Origin of the sequence: Amycolatopsis sp. DG1A-15b, from assembly GCF_030285645.1 — a bacterium.
Taxonomy (GTDB): domain Bacteria; phylum Actinomycetota; class Actinomycetes; order Mycobacteriales; family Pseudonocardiaceae; genus Amycolatopsis.
On sequence record NZ_CP127296.1, the window covers coordinates 8528347 to 8545410 of the forward strand.

General features: G+C 72.2%; 17 protein-coding genes and 1 pseudogene. 8 read left to right on the top strand and 10 right to left on the bottom strand.

Going from position 1 to position 17064, the window contains the following annotated elements; genetic code table 11:
- Positions 1 to 36 precede the first annotated feature (36 nt).
- A complete protein-coding gene (locus QRY02_RS39615) occupies positions 37 to 888 on the bottom strand; it encodes an alpha/beta fold hydrolase (protein ID WP_285987853.1) in 852 nt (283 codons plus the stop codon).
- 54 nt (positions 889 to 942) lie between these two features.
- On the opposite strand from QRY02_RS39615, the gene QRY02_RS39620 reads away from it, so the two are divergent.
- Positions 943 to 1494 carry a CGNR zinc finger domain-containing protein gene (locus QRY02_RS39620; protein ID WP_285994057.1) on the top strand — a complete coding sequence of 184 codons (552 nt, stop codon included), beginning with the start codon at positions 943 to 945 and terminating at the stop codon, positions 1492 to 1494.
- A gap of 233 nt (positions 1495 to 1727) precedes the next feature.
- Here QRY02_RS39620 and QRY02_RS39625 read toward each other — a convergent pair whose 3' ends face one another.
- From QRY02_RS39625 to QRY02_RS39635, 3 genes are read right to left on the bottom strand one after another with little or no spacing between them, the layout of a single operon-like run.
- Positions 1728 to 2594 (bottom strand): oxygenase MpaB family protein, encoded by an 867-nt coding sequence (locus tag QRY02_RS39625; RefSeq protein WP_285987854.1) that lies wholly within the window; start codon positions 2592 to 2594, stop codon positions 1728 to 1730.
- Complete coding sequence (locus QRY02_RS39630) at positions 2594 to 3169, bottom strand: TetR/AcrR family transcriptional regulator (protein WP_285987855.1); 576 nt, start codon at positions 3167 to 3169, stop codon at positions 2594 to 2596. Before QRY02_RS39630 ends, QRY02_RS39625 begins: the two co-directional genes overlap by 1 nt.
- Entirely contained in the window at positions 3136 to 4512 is a 1377-nt protein-coding gene (locus QRY02_RS39635) for an amidase (RefSeq protein ID WP_285987856.1), read from the bottom strand. Before QRY02_RS39635 ends, QRY02_RS39630 begins: the two co-directional genes overlap by 34 nt.
- Positions 4513 to 4639: 127 nt before the next feature.
- On the opposite strand from QRY02_RS39635, the gene QRY02_RS39640 reads away from it, so the two are divergent.
- Both QRY02_RS39640 and QRY02_RS39645 read left to right on the top strand, forming a co-directional pair.
- Positions 4640 to 5197 carry a dihydrofolate reductase family protein gene (locus QRY02_RS39640; RefSeq protein ID WP_285987857.1) on the top strand — a complete coding sequence of 186 codons (558 nt, stop codon included), beginning with the start codon at positions 4640 to 4642 and terminating at the stop codon, positions 5195 to 5197.
- Between the two features lie 27 nt (positions 5198 to 5224).
- On the top strand, positions 5225 to 6253 hold the full coding sequence (locus tag QRY02_RS39645; protein ID WP_285987858.1) for a D-cysteine desulfhydrase family protein: 1029 nt from the start codon (positions 5225 to 5227) through the stop codon (positions 6251 to 6253).
- Between the two features lie 78 nt (positions 6254 to 6331).
- Here QRY02_RS39645 and QRY02_RS39650 read toward each other — a convergent pair.
- Together QRY02_RS39650 and QRY02_RS39655 are read right to left on the bottom strand one after the other, a co-directional pair.
- Positions 6332 to 6898 (bottom strand): annotated as a pseudogene (locus QRY02_RS39650) (DUF998 domain-containing protein); the annotation flags it as partial.
- 34 nt (positions 6899 to 6932) lie between these two features.
- Positions 6933 to 7718 (bottom strand): protein phosphatase 2C domain-containing protein, encoded by a 786-nt coding sequence (locus tag QRY02_RS39655; RefSeq protein WP_285987859.1) that lies wholly within the window; start codon positions 7716 to 7718, stop codon positions 6933 to 6935.
- A 91-nt stretch (positions 7719 to 7809) separates the two neighbouring features.
- Between QRY02_RS39655 and QRY02_RS39660 the strand changes: the two genes are divergently transcribed.
- Positions 7810 to 8019 (top strand): sigma factor-like helix-turn-helix DNA-binding protein, encoded by a 210-nt coding sequence (locus tag QRY02_RS39660; RefSeq protein WP_004559389.1) that lies wholly within the window; start codon positions 7810 to 7812, stop codon positions 8017 to 8019.
- Positions 8019 to 8546, top strand: coding sequence for a Clp protease N-terminal domain-containing protein (locus QRY02_RS39665; RefSeq protein WP_285987860.1), 528 nt, complete (start codon positions 8019 to 8021; stop codon positions 8544 to 8546). The genes QRY02_RS39660 and QRY02_RS39665 overlap by 1 nt, the downstream gene beginning before the upstream one ends.
- Here the strand turns inward: QRY02_RS39665 and yczE are convergent.
- Positions 8543 to 9184 (bottom strand): membrane protein YczE, encoded by a 642-nt coding sequence (yczE, locus tag QRY02_RS39670; RefSeq protein WP_285987861.1) that lies wholly within the window; start codon positions 9182 to 9184, stop codon positions 8543 to 8545. The genes QRY02_RS39665 and yczE overlap by 4 nt on opposite strands.
- A gap of 61 nt (positions 9185 to 9245) precedes the next feature.
- On the opposite strand from yczE, the gene yczR reads away from it, so the two are divergent.
- Positions 9246 to 10694: a MocR-like transcription factor YczR gene (gene yczR / locus QRY02_RS39675; protein WP_285987862.1), complete on the top strand. Its 1449-nt coding sequence runs from the start codon at positions 9246 to 9248 to the stop codon at positions 10692 to 10694.
- A gap of 495 nt (positions 10695 to 11189) precedes the next feature.
- Here the strand turns inward: yczR and QRY02_RS39680 are convergent, their stop codons facing one another.
- Positions 11190 to 12392, bottom strand: a complete 1203-nt coding sequence (locus QRY02_RS39680) for a prolipoprotein diacylglyceryl transferase (protein WP_285987863.1) — start codon at positions 12390 to 12392, stop codon at positions 11190 to 11192.
- 1035 nt (positions 12393 to 13427) lie between these two features.
- Positions 13428 to 14594 carry a pyridoxal phosphate-dependent aminotransferase gene (locus tag QRY02_RS39685; RefSeq protein ID WP_285987864.1) on the bottom strand — a complete coding sequence of 389 codons (1167 nt, stop codon included), beginning with the start codon at positions 14592 to 14594 and terminating at the stop codon, positions 13428 to 13430.
- Between the two features lie 29 nt (positions 14595 to 14623).
- Here QRY02_RS39685 and QRY02_RS39690 point away from each other — a divergent pair, with 29 nt between their 5' ends.
- Complete coding sequence (locus tag QRY02_RS39690; protein WP_285987865.1) at positions 14624 to 15922, top strand: DUF445 domain-containing protein; 1299 nt, start codon at positions 14624 to 14626, stop codon at positions 15920 to 15922.
- Between the two features lie 214 nt (positions 15923 to 16136).
- On the opposite strand, the gene QRY02_RS39695 is transcribed toward QRY02_RS39690, so the two are convergent.
- Positions 16137 to 16601 carry a CGNR zinc finger domain-containing protein gene (locus tag QRY02_RS39695; protein ID WP_285987866.1) on the bottom strand — a complete coding sequence of 155 codons (465 nt, stop codon included), beginning with the start codon at positions 16599 to 16601 and terminating at the stop codon, positions 16137 to 16139.
- A 93-nt stretch (positions 16602 to 16694) separates the two neighbouring features.
- Between QRY02_RS39695 and QRY02_RS39700 the strand changes: the two genes are divergently transcribed.
- Complete coding sequence (locus QRY02_RS39700) at positions 16695 to 17063, top strand: VOC family protein (RefSeq protein WP_285987867.1); 369 nt, start codon at positions 16695 to 16697, stop codon at positions 17061 to 17063.
- The last annotated feature ends 1 nt before the right edge of the window (position 17064 follow it).

A 17064-nucleotide genomic window follows, 5' to 3' on the forward strand; every position in this document is an offset into this window, starting at 1 on the left:
GGTCCCCGGTTCGGGGGATTCCCGGCCCCGGGGGTCTCAGGGGTCGAGGAATTTCCGCAGGTGGGTGACCACTTCGCCGGGTTGTTCCTCGGCGAGGAAGTGGCCGCACTCGGCGAGGGCTTCGCCGGTGACGTCGTCCGCGTACTCCCGCCAGATCTCGAGTGCCGGGAGCGTGCCGAGCAGGCCGTTGGCGCCCCAAAGGGCGAGGACTGGCTGGGTGACGCGCTTTCCGGCGTCGAAGTCGGCGTCGTCGAGTTCGGCGTCGTCGGGGAAGGAGGCGCGGTAGTCGTCGAAGCCGGCCCGGAGCGCGCCGGGCTGGGAGAAGGCGTGGACGTACTCGGCCTGCGCGTCGGCGTCGAGCGCGTGGCGCTGGTAGGTCCACCGCTCGAAGAAGTAGCCGAGGTAGGCGGCGATGTTCTGCCCGGCCAGGAGTTCCGGCAGGTCGGGCTGGAGGTGGAAGAGCCAGTGCCAGGACGGCTTCGCGATGACGTCGAGCCGCTGCCACATCGCGCGGGTGGGCACGATGTCGAACACGGCGAGGCGGTCGACCTGGTCCGGGCGGTCCAGGGCCCAGCGGTGGGCGACGCGGCCCCCGCGGTCGTGGCCGGCGACGACGGTCTTCGCGAAGCCCAGGTGGTCGGCGAGGGCGGCGACGTCGGCGGCCATCGTGCGCTTGTCGTAGCCGGACTTCGGTTTGTCGCTGCGGCCGTAGCCGCGCAGGTCAGGGGCGATCACGGTGTGCGTTTCGGCGAGCGGCGCCAGAACTTTGCGCCAGCAGTGCGACGTCTGCGGCCAGCCGTGCAGCAGGAACAGCGGCGGGCCGTCGCCGGCGCGGAGGTAGTGCAGGCGGGTGCCGTTCACGGTGGCCATGCTCTCTAACCGGTTCATGGGGTTAGACGGTAGCGCTGCTTCTAACTATCTTCAAGGGTTAGAGTGATGGACATGGAATGGGTCTTCGACGGCGGACGGCCGTGCCTCGACCTCGTCAACACGATGCGCAGCCGGCACGAGGCGGGGGTGGAGCTGCTGACCGGCCCGGACGCGCTGGCCGAGTGGCTTTCGCTGGCGGGGCTGACGACGGGCCCGGTGCCGGTGACGGCGGGCAACGTGCTGGCGGCGAAGGCGCTGCGGGAGGCGATCGACCGGGTGCTGTTCCCGCCCGAGGTGCCGGACAGGATGGACATCGAGCTGGTCAACAACGCGGCGGCCTCGGCCCCGGCGCCCCCACCGCGCTTGGCACTGGTGGGTGGCGTGCTGCGCCGGGAGGTCCCGGCCCCGAAGGACCCGGTGGCGGCGGCGTTCGCGACGTTGGCGGCGGATGCGATCGACCTGGCCACGAGCGACGCGGAGGTCCGCATCTGCGCGGCCGACGACTGCGGCCAGCGGTTCTGCGACGCCTCACCGCGCCGCAACCGCCAGTGGTGCTCGATGGCCCGCTGCGGAAACCGGGCAAAGGCCCGCGCGCACTACGCCCGAACGGTCACCCGCAACTGACCGACCCGGTACCCCCCGCCCAAGCGTGTCGTCCACCCAGGCACGCGTGTCGTCCGTCCAGGTACGCGTGTCGTCCCTTCAGTCACGCGAGTTGACCCCTCAATCACGTGAGTTACGCCTCCAATCACGCGAGATCGCTCCCCAATCACGCGAGTTACGCCTCGAATCACGCGAGTTGCGCTTCTGGTCACGTGAGATGCGCCTGCAACCACGCTTCTCGCCCTCGGCCGTGGTCAGAGGTCAGGCCGCGCACCCGGCCCGTCGCCGCGGACCAACGCCCGATACACCTTCGGGTGCGCGCGCAGCCACACGTTGAGCTTCCCGACCCACCGCATGGGTGCCGTCCGCGCCCACGCCGGGATCGGCCTGCTCGCGATCCGGACACCCGCCGCGAACCGCGTGAAACGTCGCTGGTCCACGTCTGTCCACGGCAGACCGAGCGTCGCTCGCAACGAAGGCGGCAAAGTGGCCCGTACCAGGAACAGGTGCTCCCGCTGCAAGCGCCGCCACCACGCATCCGGCAGCCCCTTAACCGGCTTCGGCGCCGTCCGGATCGTCTCGAAGAGCTGGTCGATGGCCGGGTTCACCCCGAAACCCGCCACCATCGCGTCGTAGTACCGCTCGAACGCCGCCCAATCCCGCGGCAGATCCCGCTCCCGGACGCCGAGCACCAGCCCGATGTCGCGCATCTGCGCGTAATACTCCGAAAGCTCCGATGTGGACAATGGTTTCCCGAATAACCGTTGTGCGTCAACCGGTGCCTTCACCAGCGTCGCGTGCACCCACGCATACGCCGCGGGATCGAGCGCGCTGTAGCGCCGCCCGTCCGCAACGCCCGTGAACGTCCGGTGCAACGCGCGCAGCCGCGCGGCTTCCACTCGCGCACCGGCCGCACCGCCGTAGACGTAGATCGACAGCGACGCGACCGTCCGCATCAGCCGCGTCCACGGATCCGATGTGTAGTCCGAATGATCCCGCACGCCCGCCGCGACGACCGGGTGCGCCACCTGCAGCACCAGGACCTGCTCCGCCAGCAGCCCGTCGCGGAAGTCGCCGAAGTACTTCCACGCCGCCGTCCCGCGGACGATCGGCCGCGCCATCAAGCTCCGCGGAGCAGCATCATCAGGGGCTCGGCCACTGGCGTGTCCGTCTCGCCGGTCGCCAGCCGCCGCAGTTGCAACCCCGCGATCAGCGCCACCACCGGACCGGCCAGCCGCCGCGGCTCCGGCACGCCCAGCGCTTCCAAGATCGTCACGGCCAGCTCGTCGTACGCCGCGAAGCAGCGCGAAGAAGCTTCGTGCAGCTCGGGATCGCGGGCGGACTGGAGGTACAGCTCGTGCGCCCCGAGCTCGTCGGCGCCGAACGGCAGCTGCGCGATGACGTGCTCGACGACCGAGGCCGCCTGCTCGACACTGAGCCCCTTCTCCCGGTAGTCGTCGACGATCGCGCCGAGCTTCGCCGTCTCCTCCTCGGCGAACAGCAGCATCGCCTCGCGCAGCAGCGCCGTCTGGCTCGCGAAGTGGTAGGTCAGCGTGCCGAGCGAGACGCCGGCGGCAGCGACGATCCGGCGGTTCGTCAGCCCGCCGACCCCGTGTTCGCCGACGACGGTCAGCGCGCCGCGCAGGATGGCGTCCCGGGTGCTCACCAGCTTGTCGCGGGATGCCGCTCCGGCCACCGTTCGACCTCTTCCAGTTGCGCGGCAAGCGAAATCAGCCGCTCCTCGGCGTGCGACGGGCCGAGCAGCTGCGCCCCGAGCGGGAGCCCGTCGGCCGTGAGCCCGGCCGGGACGTTGACCCCCGGCCAGCCCAGCACGTTCCACGGCCAAGCGTACGGGCAGGCGGCGATCATGGCCTGGTCGGTCTCCCACCCCGACAGCCCGTCGAACGTGCCGACCGGCGGTGGCGGGGTCGCGGTGGTCGGCGTCAGCAGCACGTCGACGCGGCCGAACACCGAGCCGATCCGCCGGTGCAGGCCCGGCTCGAGGGCGCGGGCGAGCCGCAGCGCGGGCCCGGCCAGGAGACGGCCGTGGCCGGCGTTGCTGCGCGTGCGCGGGTCGAGCCCGGTGCGGTCGGGCACCCGCAGCGTCCAGTCGCGGACGCCGGTGAGCGAACGCGGCAGGAACGTCAGCCCGATCAGTCCGTAGTCCGGCTCGACCTCGACGATCTCGTGGCCCAGCCCGGCGAGGGACTCGGCGAGCCGCCGGACGTTCGCTTCGACGACCGGGTCGAGCCGGGTCTTGGTGGCGGTGAACGGGATCCGCGTCGACAGCCCGATCCGCAGCTTGCCGGGCTCGCGCGCGGCAGCCGCGCGGAACACCCCGGGTGTCCCCGCCGCGGCGTCGAGCAGCAGGGCGGCGTCTTCGGTCGTGCGGGCCAGCGGGCCGAGCACGGTGAGGCCGTGGAACAGCTCGCCGCCGGTGGGGATCCGGCCGCGCTGGGTCTTGATGCCGACGAGCCCGGTCCACGCGGCCGGGATGCGCACCGAGCCGGCGCCGTCGGACCCGAGCGCGGCCGCGATGACCCCCGACGCCACCGCGGCCGCGCTCCCGCCCGAAGAACCCCCGGGGGTGTGGCCGGGGTGCCACGGGTTGCGCGTCACGCCGAAGGCCGGGCCCTCGGTGAACGGCCACTGGCCCAGCTCGGGGGTGTTCGTCTTGCCGATGATCACAGCTCCGGCTTCGCGCAGCAGCGCGACGGCGGGCGCGTCGGCCGTCGCGCACGGGAATTCGCCGGCGCAGCCGAACGCGGTGGGCAGGCCGGTCAGGTCGACGTCGTCCTTGATCGCGAGCGGCACGCCGAGCAGGGGAGCGCGGTCGCCGGCCGCCAAGCGCCGATCCGCGTCCGCGGCTTCGGCGAGGGCTTCGTCGTCGCGCAGGTACCGGAACGCGTTGAGCGTGGCCTGGCTCGCGTGCGCGCGCCCGAGCGCGGCCGCGGTGAGCTCGGCGGAGGTGATCTCCCCCGCGGCGAGTTGCGCGGCCTGGGCGGCGAGGCCGGTGAAATCAAGGCTCGTAGCGGTCATGGCGGGCCCCCGGAGGTTCTCGTTCGTTCGAACGAACGTTACCGGATACCGACGGTCTTCGGCTACCTCCGATGAGCTTTCCCCCGGCCGGACGTCTACCCGTCCAACGACTACGTGAGGAGAACCCATGGCCACGGTGCACGCGGGCATGAGCATGTCGCTGGACGGTTTCGTCGCCGATCGCCACGGCGGCACGGCCCCGCTGTCCGACCCCGCCGCGTCCGGCGGCAGCGAGTGGATGACCGACCTGATCCGGGAGACGGGCGCGGTCGTCCTCGGGCGCCGGTCGTACGCGATGGCCGAAGACCCGGACTGGTACGTCGGCAACTACGAGTTCCAGGTCCCGATCTTCGTCGTCACGCACACCCCGCCGGCCGTGCTGCCCGCCCAGGACGAGAACCTCACCTTCACCTTCGTGACCGACGGGGTCGCTTCGGCGGTCGAGCAGGCCAAGGCGGCCGCGGGGGACCGGGCGGTCAAGGTGATCGGCGCGAGCGTGGTCCGGCAGGCGGTGCACGCCCGGGTGGCCGACGAGCTGCACGTCTTGATCGCCCCGGTGCTGCTGGGTGCCGGACTGCCGTTGTTCGGCGACCCCGATCTCGACGGCGTCGCGCTGCGCCGCATCGGCGTGCGCGAGGTCGGGCCGGTCACCGAACTCCGCTTCGCGGTGCTTAACTCCCTATAGTGGTTAGAAGCCGAGCCTGGAGGGCCGATGACGTTCGACTTCGCCGGATTCCCCGACGCCGCGCTGGCCGCGATCCCCCGCGTCGACCTGGGCGGCTGGCCGACCCCGCTGCACGAGGCGCCTCGGCTCGGCGAAGCCCTCGGCCTGCCGAACCTCCTGCTCAAGCGCGACGACGTGCACCCGCTCGGCGCCGGGGGCAACAAGCTCCGCAAGCTCGAATACCACCTGGGTGCGGCCCGGGAAGCCGGCGCGGACACTGTGATCACCTTCGGCGCGCTCCAGACCAACCACGGCCGCCAGACCGCCGCCGCGTGCGCGAAGCTCGGCCTGCGCTGCGAACTCGTGCTCACCGCCAAGGTCCCGCACGACGGCGAGGCGTACGAACGCGGCGGCAACCTCCCCCTCGACCGGCTCTTCGGCGCGACCGTCCACGTCTGCGCCGACGGCGAGGAGACCGGCCGCACCTACGACCGCCTGGTCGCCGAAGCCGCCGCCGACGGCCGGAAGGTGGCCACGATCCCGGTCGGCGGCTCCAACGACCTCGGCGCTCTCGGCTACGTCCGAGCCACCTACGAGCTCGCGAAGCAGCTGGAAGAACGCGGTATCGAGCGGGCCCACCTCGTCGTCCCGCACGCCAGCGGCGGCACGGCGGCGGGGGTGGCACTGGCGACCGCGCTGCTCAAGAACCTCGGCGTCGGCATCGCCTGCGTCAGCCATCCGCTCGACGAGGCCACGGAGAACCTCCGCGACCTCGTCGACGGCGCAGCCAAGCTCCTCGGCGTCGAACCGCCGTCGCTCGCGCACACGAGGATGGGCGATTCCACGCTCGGCCCCGGTTACGGCATCCCGACCGACGCGGTCTGGAACGCCCTACGGCTTTTCGGCCGCACCGAGGGCGTGGTGCTCGATCCGGTCTACACCGGCAAAGTGGCCGCCGCGCTGATCGAATGGGCGGCCCACTTCGCCCCGGACGACCACGTGGTGTTCCTGCACACCGGCGGCATGCCCGGCCTGTACGGCTACGCGCCCGAATTCGCGGCGGCCGTCGAAGGCTGATTCCAGCCGGGTCGCCAGCCACAGCAGCGTGCCCAGCAGCACGACGTCGGCGAGCAGCAGCAGCCGCTGCATGACGCCGATGGGGAAGGCGTCGGAGATCGCGCGGAACGGCGTCACGCCGGCCTCGCTCAGCCGCACGAACACGAAACTCAGGGCGAAGAGCGCGAACGCCCCCGCGGTCAGCCGGATCGCCCGGACCAGCGCCACCCGCTCCGGCCGGTCCCGCAGCGGCTCCAGCATCGAGATCGCCCCGCCGGGCAGGCTGCAGAACGCGACCAGGCATGCGTAGAGGTGGATCTCGCCGCTCACCGGGTCCGGCGCTTCGGGGTAGCTCGCCGGGAAGATCGCGGCCGCGGCCAGCCCGAGCGCCCACAACGCGAGCAGCAGCCGGGTCGTCCGCGACAGCGGCACGCCGGCGACCTGCAGGGCACCGAGCACCCCGAGCGACCCGACGGCCAGTGAAAACAGGCTCGCCGCGAGCATCCCTTCGCCGCGGTCGGTCACCGTGTAGCTCGACAACGTGTCGTACACCGGGTTGCGCGAGCTGACCACGTGCAGCACCACGGCGGTGAACAGGCCCCACCCGATCGCGCCCAGCGCAACGAGCCGCCACGGTCTCGTGCGCTTCCCCGCTTCCGTCCCCATGCATCCAGGGTCTCGGGAAACGCGACCCCCGTGATCAGGGAAGACCCTGAATAACCCCCTGATTGAAATCCACCAGGACGAGCGCCTGGTCGTCGTGCCGCTTCGGCCGGGGCCAGCGTTCGCCGTCCGGATCCTGCTTCTCGGCGGTGCGGACGGCGTCCAGCACGGCGTCGGGCCCGTCGGCGCGGGTGACCGCCAGGACCTCACGCCAGTCGAAGAGCTGGTACTGGTCGACGCCGACGGACACGCCGTCGCTGGCGAGCAGCACCGCGTCGACGTCGGCCCGCGGCCAGCTGCGCCGGACCGAGTGCGCCGCGGCGCCCGGGTCGGCTTCGGCCACCCAAAAGCCGTCGTGGGCGTTGCGCCGGCGCCGGACGTCCGCGCCGGTCTGGAGCATCCCGCGCCGCCGCAGCCGGGCGAGCCGGTCGTCCGAGACGACGTCGATCCCGAAGCCGCCGAAGCCGACCACCGGGCTGTCGGCCAGCACGAGTGCGTCGACGCGGTCTTCGAGCCAGCGCACGGCCGCGACCGTGCTCGACGGCGAGCACTGCGGCTGCAGCCGGTGTTCCGCCGTGACCGCGGCGATCGCGCTGGTCAGGACCTCGGTCAGGTCGGCGTCCGGGGCCGCGCGGAGGTCATCGGCGAGGCGCCGGGCCAGCCGTTCGGCGTACCAGCCGCCCGGGGGTTGCGCGGGGTCCGACGAGGTGGCGCCGTCGAGGACCAGGACCGCGTTGTCCAGCACGACGACGTGGTCCTCGGTGGGGCGTGGGTGGCCGTCGGCGCCCACCCCGGCCCGCTCGGCGATCGCGATCTCGGGCATCACCCGACTGTACGTCGCCCCTCCCGGGGCTTCGCGCTGAACGTGTCAACTCCGGTTGACAGGCGCGAGATGTCAACGTAGGTTGACAAGCATGACGGAAGCGACGGATTTGGCCGCCCGAGCGGGTGATCGCGATCCCCGGGTGGGGCTGCGCGCGGTCGCCGCGCTCCGGCGGCTGCTGGAACAACTGGAGGCCGTGCAGGTCCGCAGCGCGCGGGTGCACGGCTGGTCGTGGCAGGAAATCGCCGCCGAGCTGGGGGTCAGCCGGCAGGCCGTGCACAAGAAGTACGGGAGGCACTGATGTTCGAGAGGTTCACGACCGACGCGCGGATGGCGGTGGTCGAGGCGCAGATCGTGGCACGCGAGTCCGGCTCGGTGGAGATCGGCCCGGCCCACCTGCTCGCCGGGCTGGTGAAGACCGGCGTCCAGGTGCTCGCCGAGCTGGGCGTGTCCACCGACGACATCGCGGCCGAACTGGCCCGCACCCGCCGCCGCGGCGGGGTGAGCGACGCCGACGCCGAGGCGCTCACCGAGTTCGGCATCGACGTCGAGCAGATCGTCGAGCGCGTCGAGCAGACCCACGGCGAAGGCGCCCTGTCCGGACGGCTCGGCCCGGCCAAGCGCGGGCACATCCCCTTCACCGCACAATCGAAGAAGACGCTGGAGCTGAGCCTCAAGGAAGCCGTCCGGCTGGGCGACAAGCACCTCGGCCAGGAACACATCCTGCTCGCGCTGGCCCAGCAGCGCGGCACCGACGACCTGCTCGCCCGGCGCGGCGCCGACTACCAGACGCTGCGCCGGGCCGTGCAGCAGCGCAAGGCGGGTTAGTGACCCTGCTGGGGCTCCTGCTGTTCCCGCCAGGTGGTCCAAGGCAGCAGTGCCTGGGTGAGCGGGCCGATGGCGAGGGCGTAGAGCACGGTGCCGATCCCGACGGTCCCGCCGAGCAGGAAACCGGCCGCGACCACGGTGACCTCGATGCCGGTGCGCACCAGGCGGACCGACCAGCCGGTGCGCCCGGCGAGCCCGGTCATCAGGCCGTCGCGGGGGCCGGGGCCCAGCCGGGCGCCGACGTAGGTGGCGGTCGCGACGCCGTTGAGCGCCACCCCGCCGGCCAGCAGCACGATCTGCCACACCAGGTCGTGCTGGTCCGGGAGTACCGCGCGGACGACGTCGACCATGACCGAAATGATCACGACGTTCGCGATGGTGCCGATGCCGGGCCGCTGGCGCAGCGGGATCCACAGCAGCAGCACGGCCACCGAGATCAGGCCGGTGACCGTGCCGAACGTCAGGCCGGTGTGCTTCAGGACGCCTTCGGCCAGCACGCTCCACGGCTCCAGGCCGAGGCCGGCGCGGGTGACGAGGGCGACGCTGGTGCCGTAGAGGGCGAGGCCCGCGAGCAGCTGGACGCTGCGGCGGGCGGGGTCACGGGAGATCCGGACGGGCCGGAGGTCGGTCTGAGCCACGTCTCCACTATCGCCGGGAAGTGGCCTTGTAAACCATAGCCAATTCCAGGATATTGGCCTTATGGAAGCCGTGCTCCCGGTAGGTGGACGTATTTCCGGGCCTCGATTGGCCGTTATGCTGGGCTCGTGGCGGCAAGGCGGCTCCCGGCAGGGAGCGGCCGACCTGGCCGCGGCCATCGAGCTGCAGGTGCTGGACGGCCAGCTCCCGCTCGGCACCCGGCTCCCCGCCGAGCGTGAGCTGGCCGACGCGCTCGGCGCCAGCCGGACGCTGATCGGCGCGGCGCTGGACCGGTTGCGGGAGAACGGGTTCGTCGCGAGCCGCCGCGGCGCGGGGTCGTGGATCGCCGCGCCCGGACGGCGCCGCCGCGGTCCGCTGGCGCCGGTGGGTGACGGCTCGATCGACTTCACCCACGCGTCCTCGCCGGCCATCCCGGGCACGGCCGCGGCGGTCGACGCGGCCCGCGTCCGGCTCGCCGACCACCTGGGCGACCACGGCTACCAGGAGCGCGGCCTGCCCGGCCTGCGGGAGCGGATCGCGCGGCGCTACACCGAGCGCGGGTTGCCGACGACGCCGGCGCAGGTGATGGTCACCAACGGCGCACACCACGCGTTCGTCCTGGTCCTGCGGATGCTCGCCGGCCCCGGCGACCGCGTGCTGGTGGAGCAGCCGACGTACCCGAACGCCTTGGAGGCGATTCGCGCCGCGCACGCGATCCCGGTGCCGGTGGCGCTCGACCCGAGCGGCGCGCGCGGGTGGGACATCGCCGGTGTCGACGCGGCGCTGCGCCAGGCGTCCCCGCGGTTCGCCTACCTCGTCGTCGACTTCCAGAACCCGACCGGCCTGCGGCTGGACGCCGAAGGCCGCTCCCGGCTCGGGACCGTGCTGGCCCGCGCCCGGACGCCGGTCGTGGTGGACGAGACGCTCGTCGAGCTGGACCTGGAGGGCGATCCCCTGCACGGGCCGCCGCCGCTGGCCGCGTTCGCCGGCGACCTGGCCATCTGCGTCGGCTCGGCGTCGAAAACGCACTGGGGCGGGCTGCGGCTCGGCTGGATCCGCGCGTCGGAGGACCTGCTCGGCCGGCTGGTTTCGGCGCGCTACGCGGTCGACCTCGGGTCGCCGGTGTTCGAGCAGCTCGTGCTGACCGAGCTGATGGCCGACGAAACCTTGTTGGGCCGCCGGCGCGAGGAGCTGCGCGGCTACCGCGACGCGCTGGCCGCCGCCGTGCACCGGCACCTCCCGGACTGGACGTTCACGCTGCCGGACGGCGGCCTCTCGCTGTGGTGCCGCATGCCGGAGCCGGTGAGCTCGCGCCTGGCGGTGGCGGCGGCGAGCCACGGCGTCCAGGTGGCGCCGGGCTCGCGCTTCGGCGTCCACGGCGGGCTTGAGCGCTGGATCCGGCTGCCGTTCTCGCTGCCACCGGACCGGATCGACGAAGCGGTCCGGCGGCTGAGCGCGGCCGAAGCGTCGGTCCGCGGCACCCCGGCTTCCCTGGACGCGCCCATCGCATGAACGAACCGGTGCGCTGGATGCGAGCCCGCTCCCAGGGATGGGCGGCGTTCATGTGCATCCAGCGCACCGGTTCGTGTTCCACACACCCGCTCACGGACGTGACCCCGTTCGCGGGTACCGCTGGCTTCCCGGCACAGCCCCTCGACGTGCCGGGAAGCCGGCGGCTCAGGTGCGCTCGCGGTACTGCGAGTCCTCGCTCGGCGCGGTGAGCAAGGGCTCCCGGAGCGCACCCGGTGTGGGTCCCGGCGCCGCGGGGGCAGCGCGGCGCCGGGACCGGGATCCGACCCGGCCGGGCGCGGTCGGCCGGTCGGAAAGACTGTGGTTTCGCATGGGTTTCGCCCCTGGGGGTACGTCGGACGCGGCAAGGCGTCGCGAGACGTGAAAGAGCCACGGATCACGTACTGGAGCAGGGGAAACGTCACGCCTCAACGGCGTGCGGGTGCGCCTTGATGATCTTGATTTGGACGCACTTGTCCCCGGCTGCCCGGTCGGGGGTCAGTCGGGGGAGGTGGTGGGCAGGGCGGCTTCCCTGCCCGCGCCGTCGACTTCGTGGTCGCGGCTGGTGCCCATCAGCTTGAGCTGCGTGGTGGTGACGTCGTCGGTGTGGACGGCGAACGCGTGGCGGGCGCCGCCGGGGCCGTCGTGGCCCGGGGCCGCGGTGGGGGCCGGCGCGCTCGGCGCGGTGGTGCCGCCGGGCAGGCCGGGCGTGGAGTCGCCGCCGCCGCCCGTGGCGTGGGTGCCGGAGTCGCGCGGCTGCTCGTGGGCCGCCGGCAGCGACTCCGCGTGCCGAACGACGAGGCGCGCGACCGCGACCCGGGTGGTCTGCTGCTGCGGGTCGGCCGTCGTCGGAACCGCGGCCGGGACGGTCTCGAGCACCGTGGCCGGTGCCTGGGCTTGGGTTTGGGTGACGACGGTCGCCGTCACGCCGGGTACGACCGCGATGACGCCGCCGGAGTTCGAGCCGCCGCTGAACACCGGGCCCAGGAGGTCGTCGAGGGGCAGCAGCACGGGTGCACCGGGGTGGCCCGCGAGCGGCTGGGTGAGCGGCGCGAGCACGGTGTGGGAAAGCGTGTCCGTGACGGCGCCGACGGTGCCCGTGACGGTGGAGAGCGTTCCGCCGACCACGTCCAGGACGCCACCGAGGAGGCCGCCGAGCAGGTCGCCGCCGGAGGCCGTGGTGGTCTTGGCGGGCGCGGCAGGCTCGTCGGCGATGTCCTTTGTGGTCGCACTGCTGACGGCGTCCAGCGTGCCGCCGACGAGGTTGCCGAGCAGGTTCCCGCTGGAGGAGGTGGCCTTCGGTGCTTCGGCGGTCGAGCTGTCCTCGGAGGTCGCCTTGGTCTTCGGCTTGGTGGTGGCCGCGGTCTCGGCGGGGGTCGAGCTGTCCGGCGTCGTGGCGGCGGGCTCCTCGGTGGAAGAGCTTTCCGAGGCGACCGGCTCGCTGTCCGGCGTGGCGGCCGTCGGCTCGCTGACGGGCTCGCTCTCCGGCGTGGTGTCCGCCGGCTGTCCGTCGGCCGAGCTGTCCTTTGTGGTCTCGGCCGCGGTCGGCGCCTCGTCCGCCTGCGTCTCGTCCGCCGGGGCCGGTTCGGTGCTGTCGGTCTTCGGCTGCAGCGCGCAGGTGGCGGCGCCGGTCTGGTGGTGGCTGTTGCGGTGCCGGGCGTGCCAGAACGGCTTCGCGGCGTGGTCCACAGTGGAAACCACGGGCGCTTCGGGGCACGCCGGCCGGTCGGCCGCCGATGCGGTGCTGCCGGACAGCGCGGCGCCGAGCAGCCAGCCCGCGAAGGTCAGGCCGCCGGCGACCAGGATCTTGGCGGCGGGCCGCTGCAGCGAGGCCGTCCACGGGCGCGGCGCACGTGTGCGCGCGTACGCGGCTTCCGTTTTATTCGGCGTGGGAACCGGCCGAGTGCCCGGCGTGCGCGCAGGTCGAAGGCGAGTTCCCAGGGTGAGCGCAGGCCGCACGGGAGCGTCGCGGCGCGCGTCCGCCGTGCTGCTCACCGCCACCACCACCGTCCGCGCCTGCGGCTTCCGCGATTTCCGCTCGAGCCTGTTGTTGCTGGGGTCTTTCTCCGGCCAGGTCGCAGTTCCCCCGGGGCTGCACTCGTTCTAGCACCGCTCGGAGTCTTTCATCTCTCCCGCGTTCGATCCAGCCCGCAAGGCCGAGCAGCCCTGCCGGGCAAGGTATGTGCGGCTAACGAGTTGATCACTCTCAGTGCCGTTCGGGTGTGCGCTTACGGCCATTCGGACGAGTTCTGCAATTTGCAGGTTCGGCGCTGACCTGATGTTTCCCGGCGTCCGGACGCGCTTTGTGTCGAGTCGGTTCCGCTCGGTGCGCACGCCGCGGTTTCGGCCGAGCGACCGGAATTCCACCCGGAACGCCGACGGCTGCTGGGCCGAACGGGCTCCCCCGCGCGGCTTCGCTTGCCCTGCGCCGAAACCGCGTGGCTCGAACCGGTCCGGGATCCGGCTGCGGTCCGTGATCGCGGCGACCCCGGCCGGCCGCCCCGCGGGACGTCCGGTGTGGCCGGCCCTCGCCAGGCGGAGCCCCGCGGCGGGGAGCTCGCGGTGCGGGTCGTGGCCGTCGCGGAAGCGGTCGTTTCGTCATCGCGGAGAGTGATGGCCCGGAGCGGCAAAAGGTGGACGGCCGGCCCGTCCCGGCGCGCCGGCCGAGACCGCACCCGCGCCCGATGCCCCGCCCGAACGGCCGTGAAGGACGTCTACTCAGCCGGGTCGCGGTGATCAGACCAGTTTGCGCAATCGGGTGATGGCCTCGTCGATGACCTCGTTGCGCTTGCAGAACGCGAAACGCAGCAGGTGGTTCCACTCGTCCGGGTGATCGGTGAACACCTTGACCGGCACCGCGGCCACCCCGACCCGGCCCGGCAGTTCCCAGGCCAGATCGGCGGCGTCGGTGAAGCCGAGCGGCCGGACGTCGACGCAGACGAAGTACGTGCCCGCCGTCGGCCGGACGGCGAACCCGGCGTCGGCGAGGCCGGCCGAAAGCCGGTCGCGCTTCTCCTGCAGCGTCTCGCGCAGGCCGTCGACCCAGGGCAGTTCGTGGTCGAGCGCGTGCGCGACGGCCGGCTGCAGCGGCCCGCCCGACACGAAGGTGATGAACTGCTTCGCCGCTTTCACGGCCGCGACGAGTTCCGGCGTCGAGCAGACCCAGCCGATCTTCCAGCCGGTGCAGTTGAACGTCTTGCCGGCGCTGGAGATGCTCACCGTCCGCGGCCGCATGCCGGGCAACGTGACCAGCGGGATGTGCTCGGCGTCATCGAAGACGAGGTGCTCGTAGACCTCGTCGGTGATCGCGATCAGGTCGTGTTCGACGCACAGCGCGGCCAGCGCCTCCAGCTCGGCGCGGGTGAACACGGTCCCGGTCGGGTTGTGCGGCGAGTTCACCAGGATCGCCCTGGTCCGCGGCGTGACGGCGGCGCGCAGGCCGTCGACGTCGAGGCCGAACCGGCCGTCCGGGCCCTCGACCAGGCCGACGACGCGGCGCTCGGCGCCCGCCATCGCGACCGCGGCGGCGTAGGAGTCGTAGTAGGGCTCGATGACGATCACCTCGTCACCGGCCTCGGTCAGGGCCAACAACGCTGCCGCAATGGCCTCCGTCGCACCCGCCGTGACCAGGATCTCGGTGTCCGGGTCGTACTCGGTGCCGTAGCGCAGCCGGTGCCGGGCGATCGCGGCCCGCAGCTCGGGCCGTCCGGGCCCCGGCGGGTACTGGTTCGCCCCGCCGAACAGGGCGTTCTTCGCCGCTTCGAGCATGCCGTCCGGGCCGTCGGTGTCCGGGAAGCCCTGGCCGAGGTTGACCGCGTCGTGCCGGACGGCCAGCGCCGTCATCTCGGCGAAGATGGTCGAGGTGAACGGCCGGAGCCGGGGGACGAGAGCAGGTTCGCGCACGATCAGCCATCCTCACGGACAATGGCGATGTGGAGCAACTGACCCCCGCGAAGGTGACGCCCGCCGACCCACCGGGCGGCGCGGCCGGTGAAGAGGAAAAGCGGCGTGCGCTGCGCAAGATGAAGCTCGTCGCGCTGTCGTTCCTGCTCGGCGCGACGCTCGTGTTCCTGCTGACCAGCTGGGCGCAGGCGAGCGGCTGGCCGGGCTGGGTGGGGTACGTGCGCGCCGCGGCCGAGGCCGGCATGGTCGGCGCGCTGGCCGACTGGTTCGCCGTCACGGCGCTGTTCCGGCACCCGCTCGGGCTGAAGATCCCGCACACGGCGATCATCCCGAACAAGAAGGACGCGCTGGGCAACAGCCTCGGCGACTTCGTCGGCTCGAACTTCCTCTCCGAGGAGGTCATCCGCGACAAGCTCAAGCGCGTCGAGATCGCGAAGCGGCTCGGCGGCTGGCTCGCGGAGCCGGAAAACGCCGAGCGCGTGACGTCCGAGCTGGCCACGGCGGTCCGGGCCGCGGTGAAGGTGCTCCGCGACGAGGACATCCAGGCGATCATGGAGCAGGCCGTCGCGCGCCGGATCATCGACAAGCCGTGGGGCCCGCCGCTGGGCAAGATCCTGCAGGGCGTGTTCGCCGACGGCGCGCACCACAAGCTCGTGGACCTGATGTGCGACCGCGGCTACGAGTGGGTGCGCGACAACCACACGACGATGCTGCGCGTGGTGTCGGACCGGGCGCCGAGCTGGTCGCCGAAGTTCGTCGACGAGATGCTGGCGGACAAGGTCTACGGCGAGGTGCTGTCCTTCGCGTGGGCGGTCAAGACCGACGTCAACCACCCGATGCGGCTCGCGCTGGACAAGTTCCTCGGCGAGTTCGCCCAGGACCTGCAGAGCAACCCGGACGTGATGGCCCGCGCCGAGCAGGTCAAGGGCCAGATCGTGCACCACGAGGAGGTGCAGCGGCTGATCGGCTCGGCGTGGAGCACGGCGAAGGAGATGCTGCTGACCGCGGCCGAGGACCCGTCGAGCGAGCTGCGCCGCCGCGTCCGGCTCGGGCTGACCTCGCTCGGCCAGCGGCTGATCACCGACGACCAGCTGCGCGCGAAGGCCGACGGCTGGGTCGAGGGGGCCGCGGCGTACCTCGTGAAGAACTACTCACGGGAGATCACCACGATCATCACCGACACGGTCGAGCGATGGGACGCCGAGGAGACGTCCCGCAAGATCGAGCTCCAGGTGGGCCGCGACCTGCAATTCATCCGGATCAACGGCACGGTGGTGGGTGCGCTCGCCGGGCTCGTCATCTACGCCGTCGCGGAGCTGTTGTTCTGAGGAGCTTGGTCATATACCACACCCGGGACAGCTTCAAACCAGTTGTCCACAGGAAGCTGAGTTATCCCCCGGGTTATCCACAACTTTTCACGGTGATGGCCTAACGGCTGTCCACAACGTGTGGGGGCAGGGCGGTCCAGGGCGTGGATATGTGGTGCATCGTCCCCAAGTTGTCCACAACCGTTCGAGTGTCCGCCGCTCGGATGAGGGCTCCTCAGCCCGCGGCGGCGCGGGCGCGCCAGCCGCGCGCCTTCTCGCGGTTGCCGCAGACGCGCATCGAGCACCACGTCCGCGAGCGGTTGCGCGACTCGTCGTAGAACGCCCACAGGCAGGTGTCGGCGGGGCAGATCTTCAGCCGGATCCAGTCACCGCGCACGACCAGCCGCGCGCAGGCGGCGAACACCGCACCCACGACGTCGTCCGCGACGAGCGCCGGACCGTCGTCGGTGAGGGAGATCCGGGTGCCGACGTCGACACGCGGTTCTCCCTGCAGCCGCGGGTCGCCGATCGCCGCGCGCAGGGCGTCCCGCGCCGCGCGGGCCTCGCCGGCCGGATTGGCCGCCAGTGCGTGCGCGGCCGCCCACTCGTGCCACTGCCCGGGATCTTCGAGCAGGTCGGTGCCCTCTTCGACGTTGACCGTGTTGAGGAACTCCACCACGAGGGAGGCGTCGGTGTGCACTTACCGAGTGTACGGCGGTTGCCTTCGGGTGTACTAACCCACATAATCGCTTCACTGGTTACTCAGGATTACTCAGGATCGAAGGGAGCGACGATGAGTGCGGTACCGACCCTGGGTGTGGTGGCCCTCGACTGCCCCGACCCGGTGGCGCTGGCCGAGTTCTACCGCGCGGTGCTGGAGTGGGAGGCGCCCGAAGTGGCCGCGGACGGGCACTGGGTGACGCTGGCCAATCCCGCCGGTGGTGCGGGCATCGCGTTCCAGCGGGTGCCCGACTACCGGCCGCCGGCGTGGCCGTCCGCGGAGAACCCGCAGCAGCTGCACCTGGACCTGAACGTCACGGACCTGGAGGCGGCGCACGAGCGCGTGCTCGGGTTGGGCGCGAAGCTGCTCGACGACAAGCCGGAGACGTTCCGCGTCTACGCCGACCCGGTCGGGCACCCGTTCTGCCTCTGCGCCTGCTGAC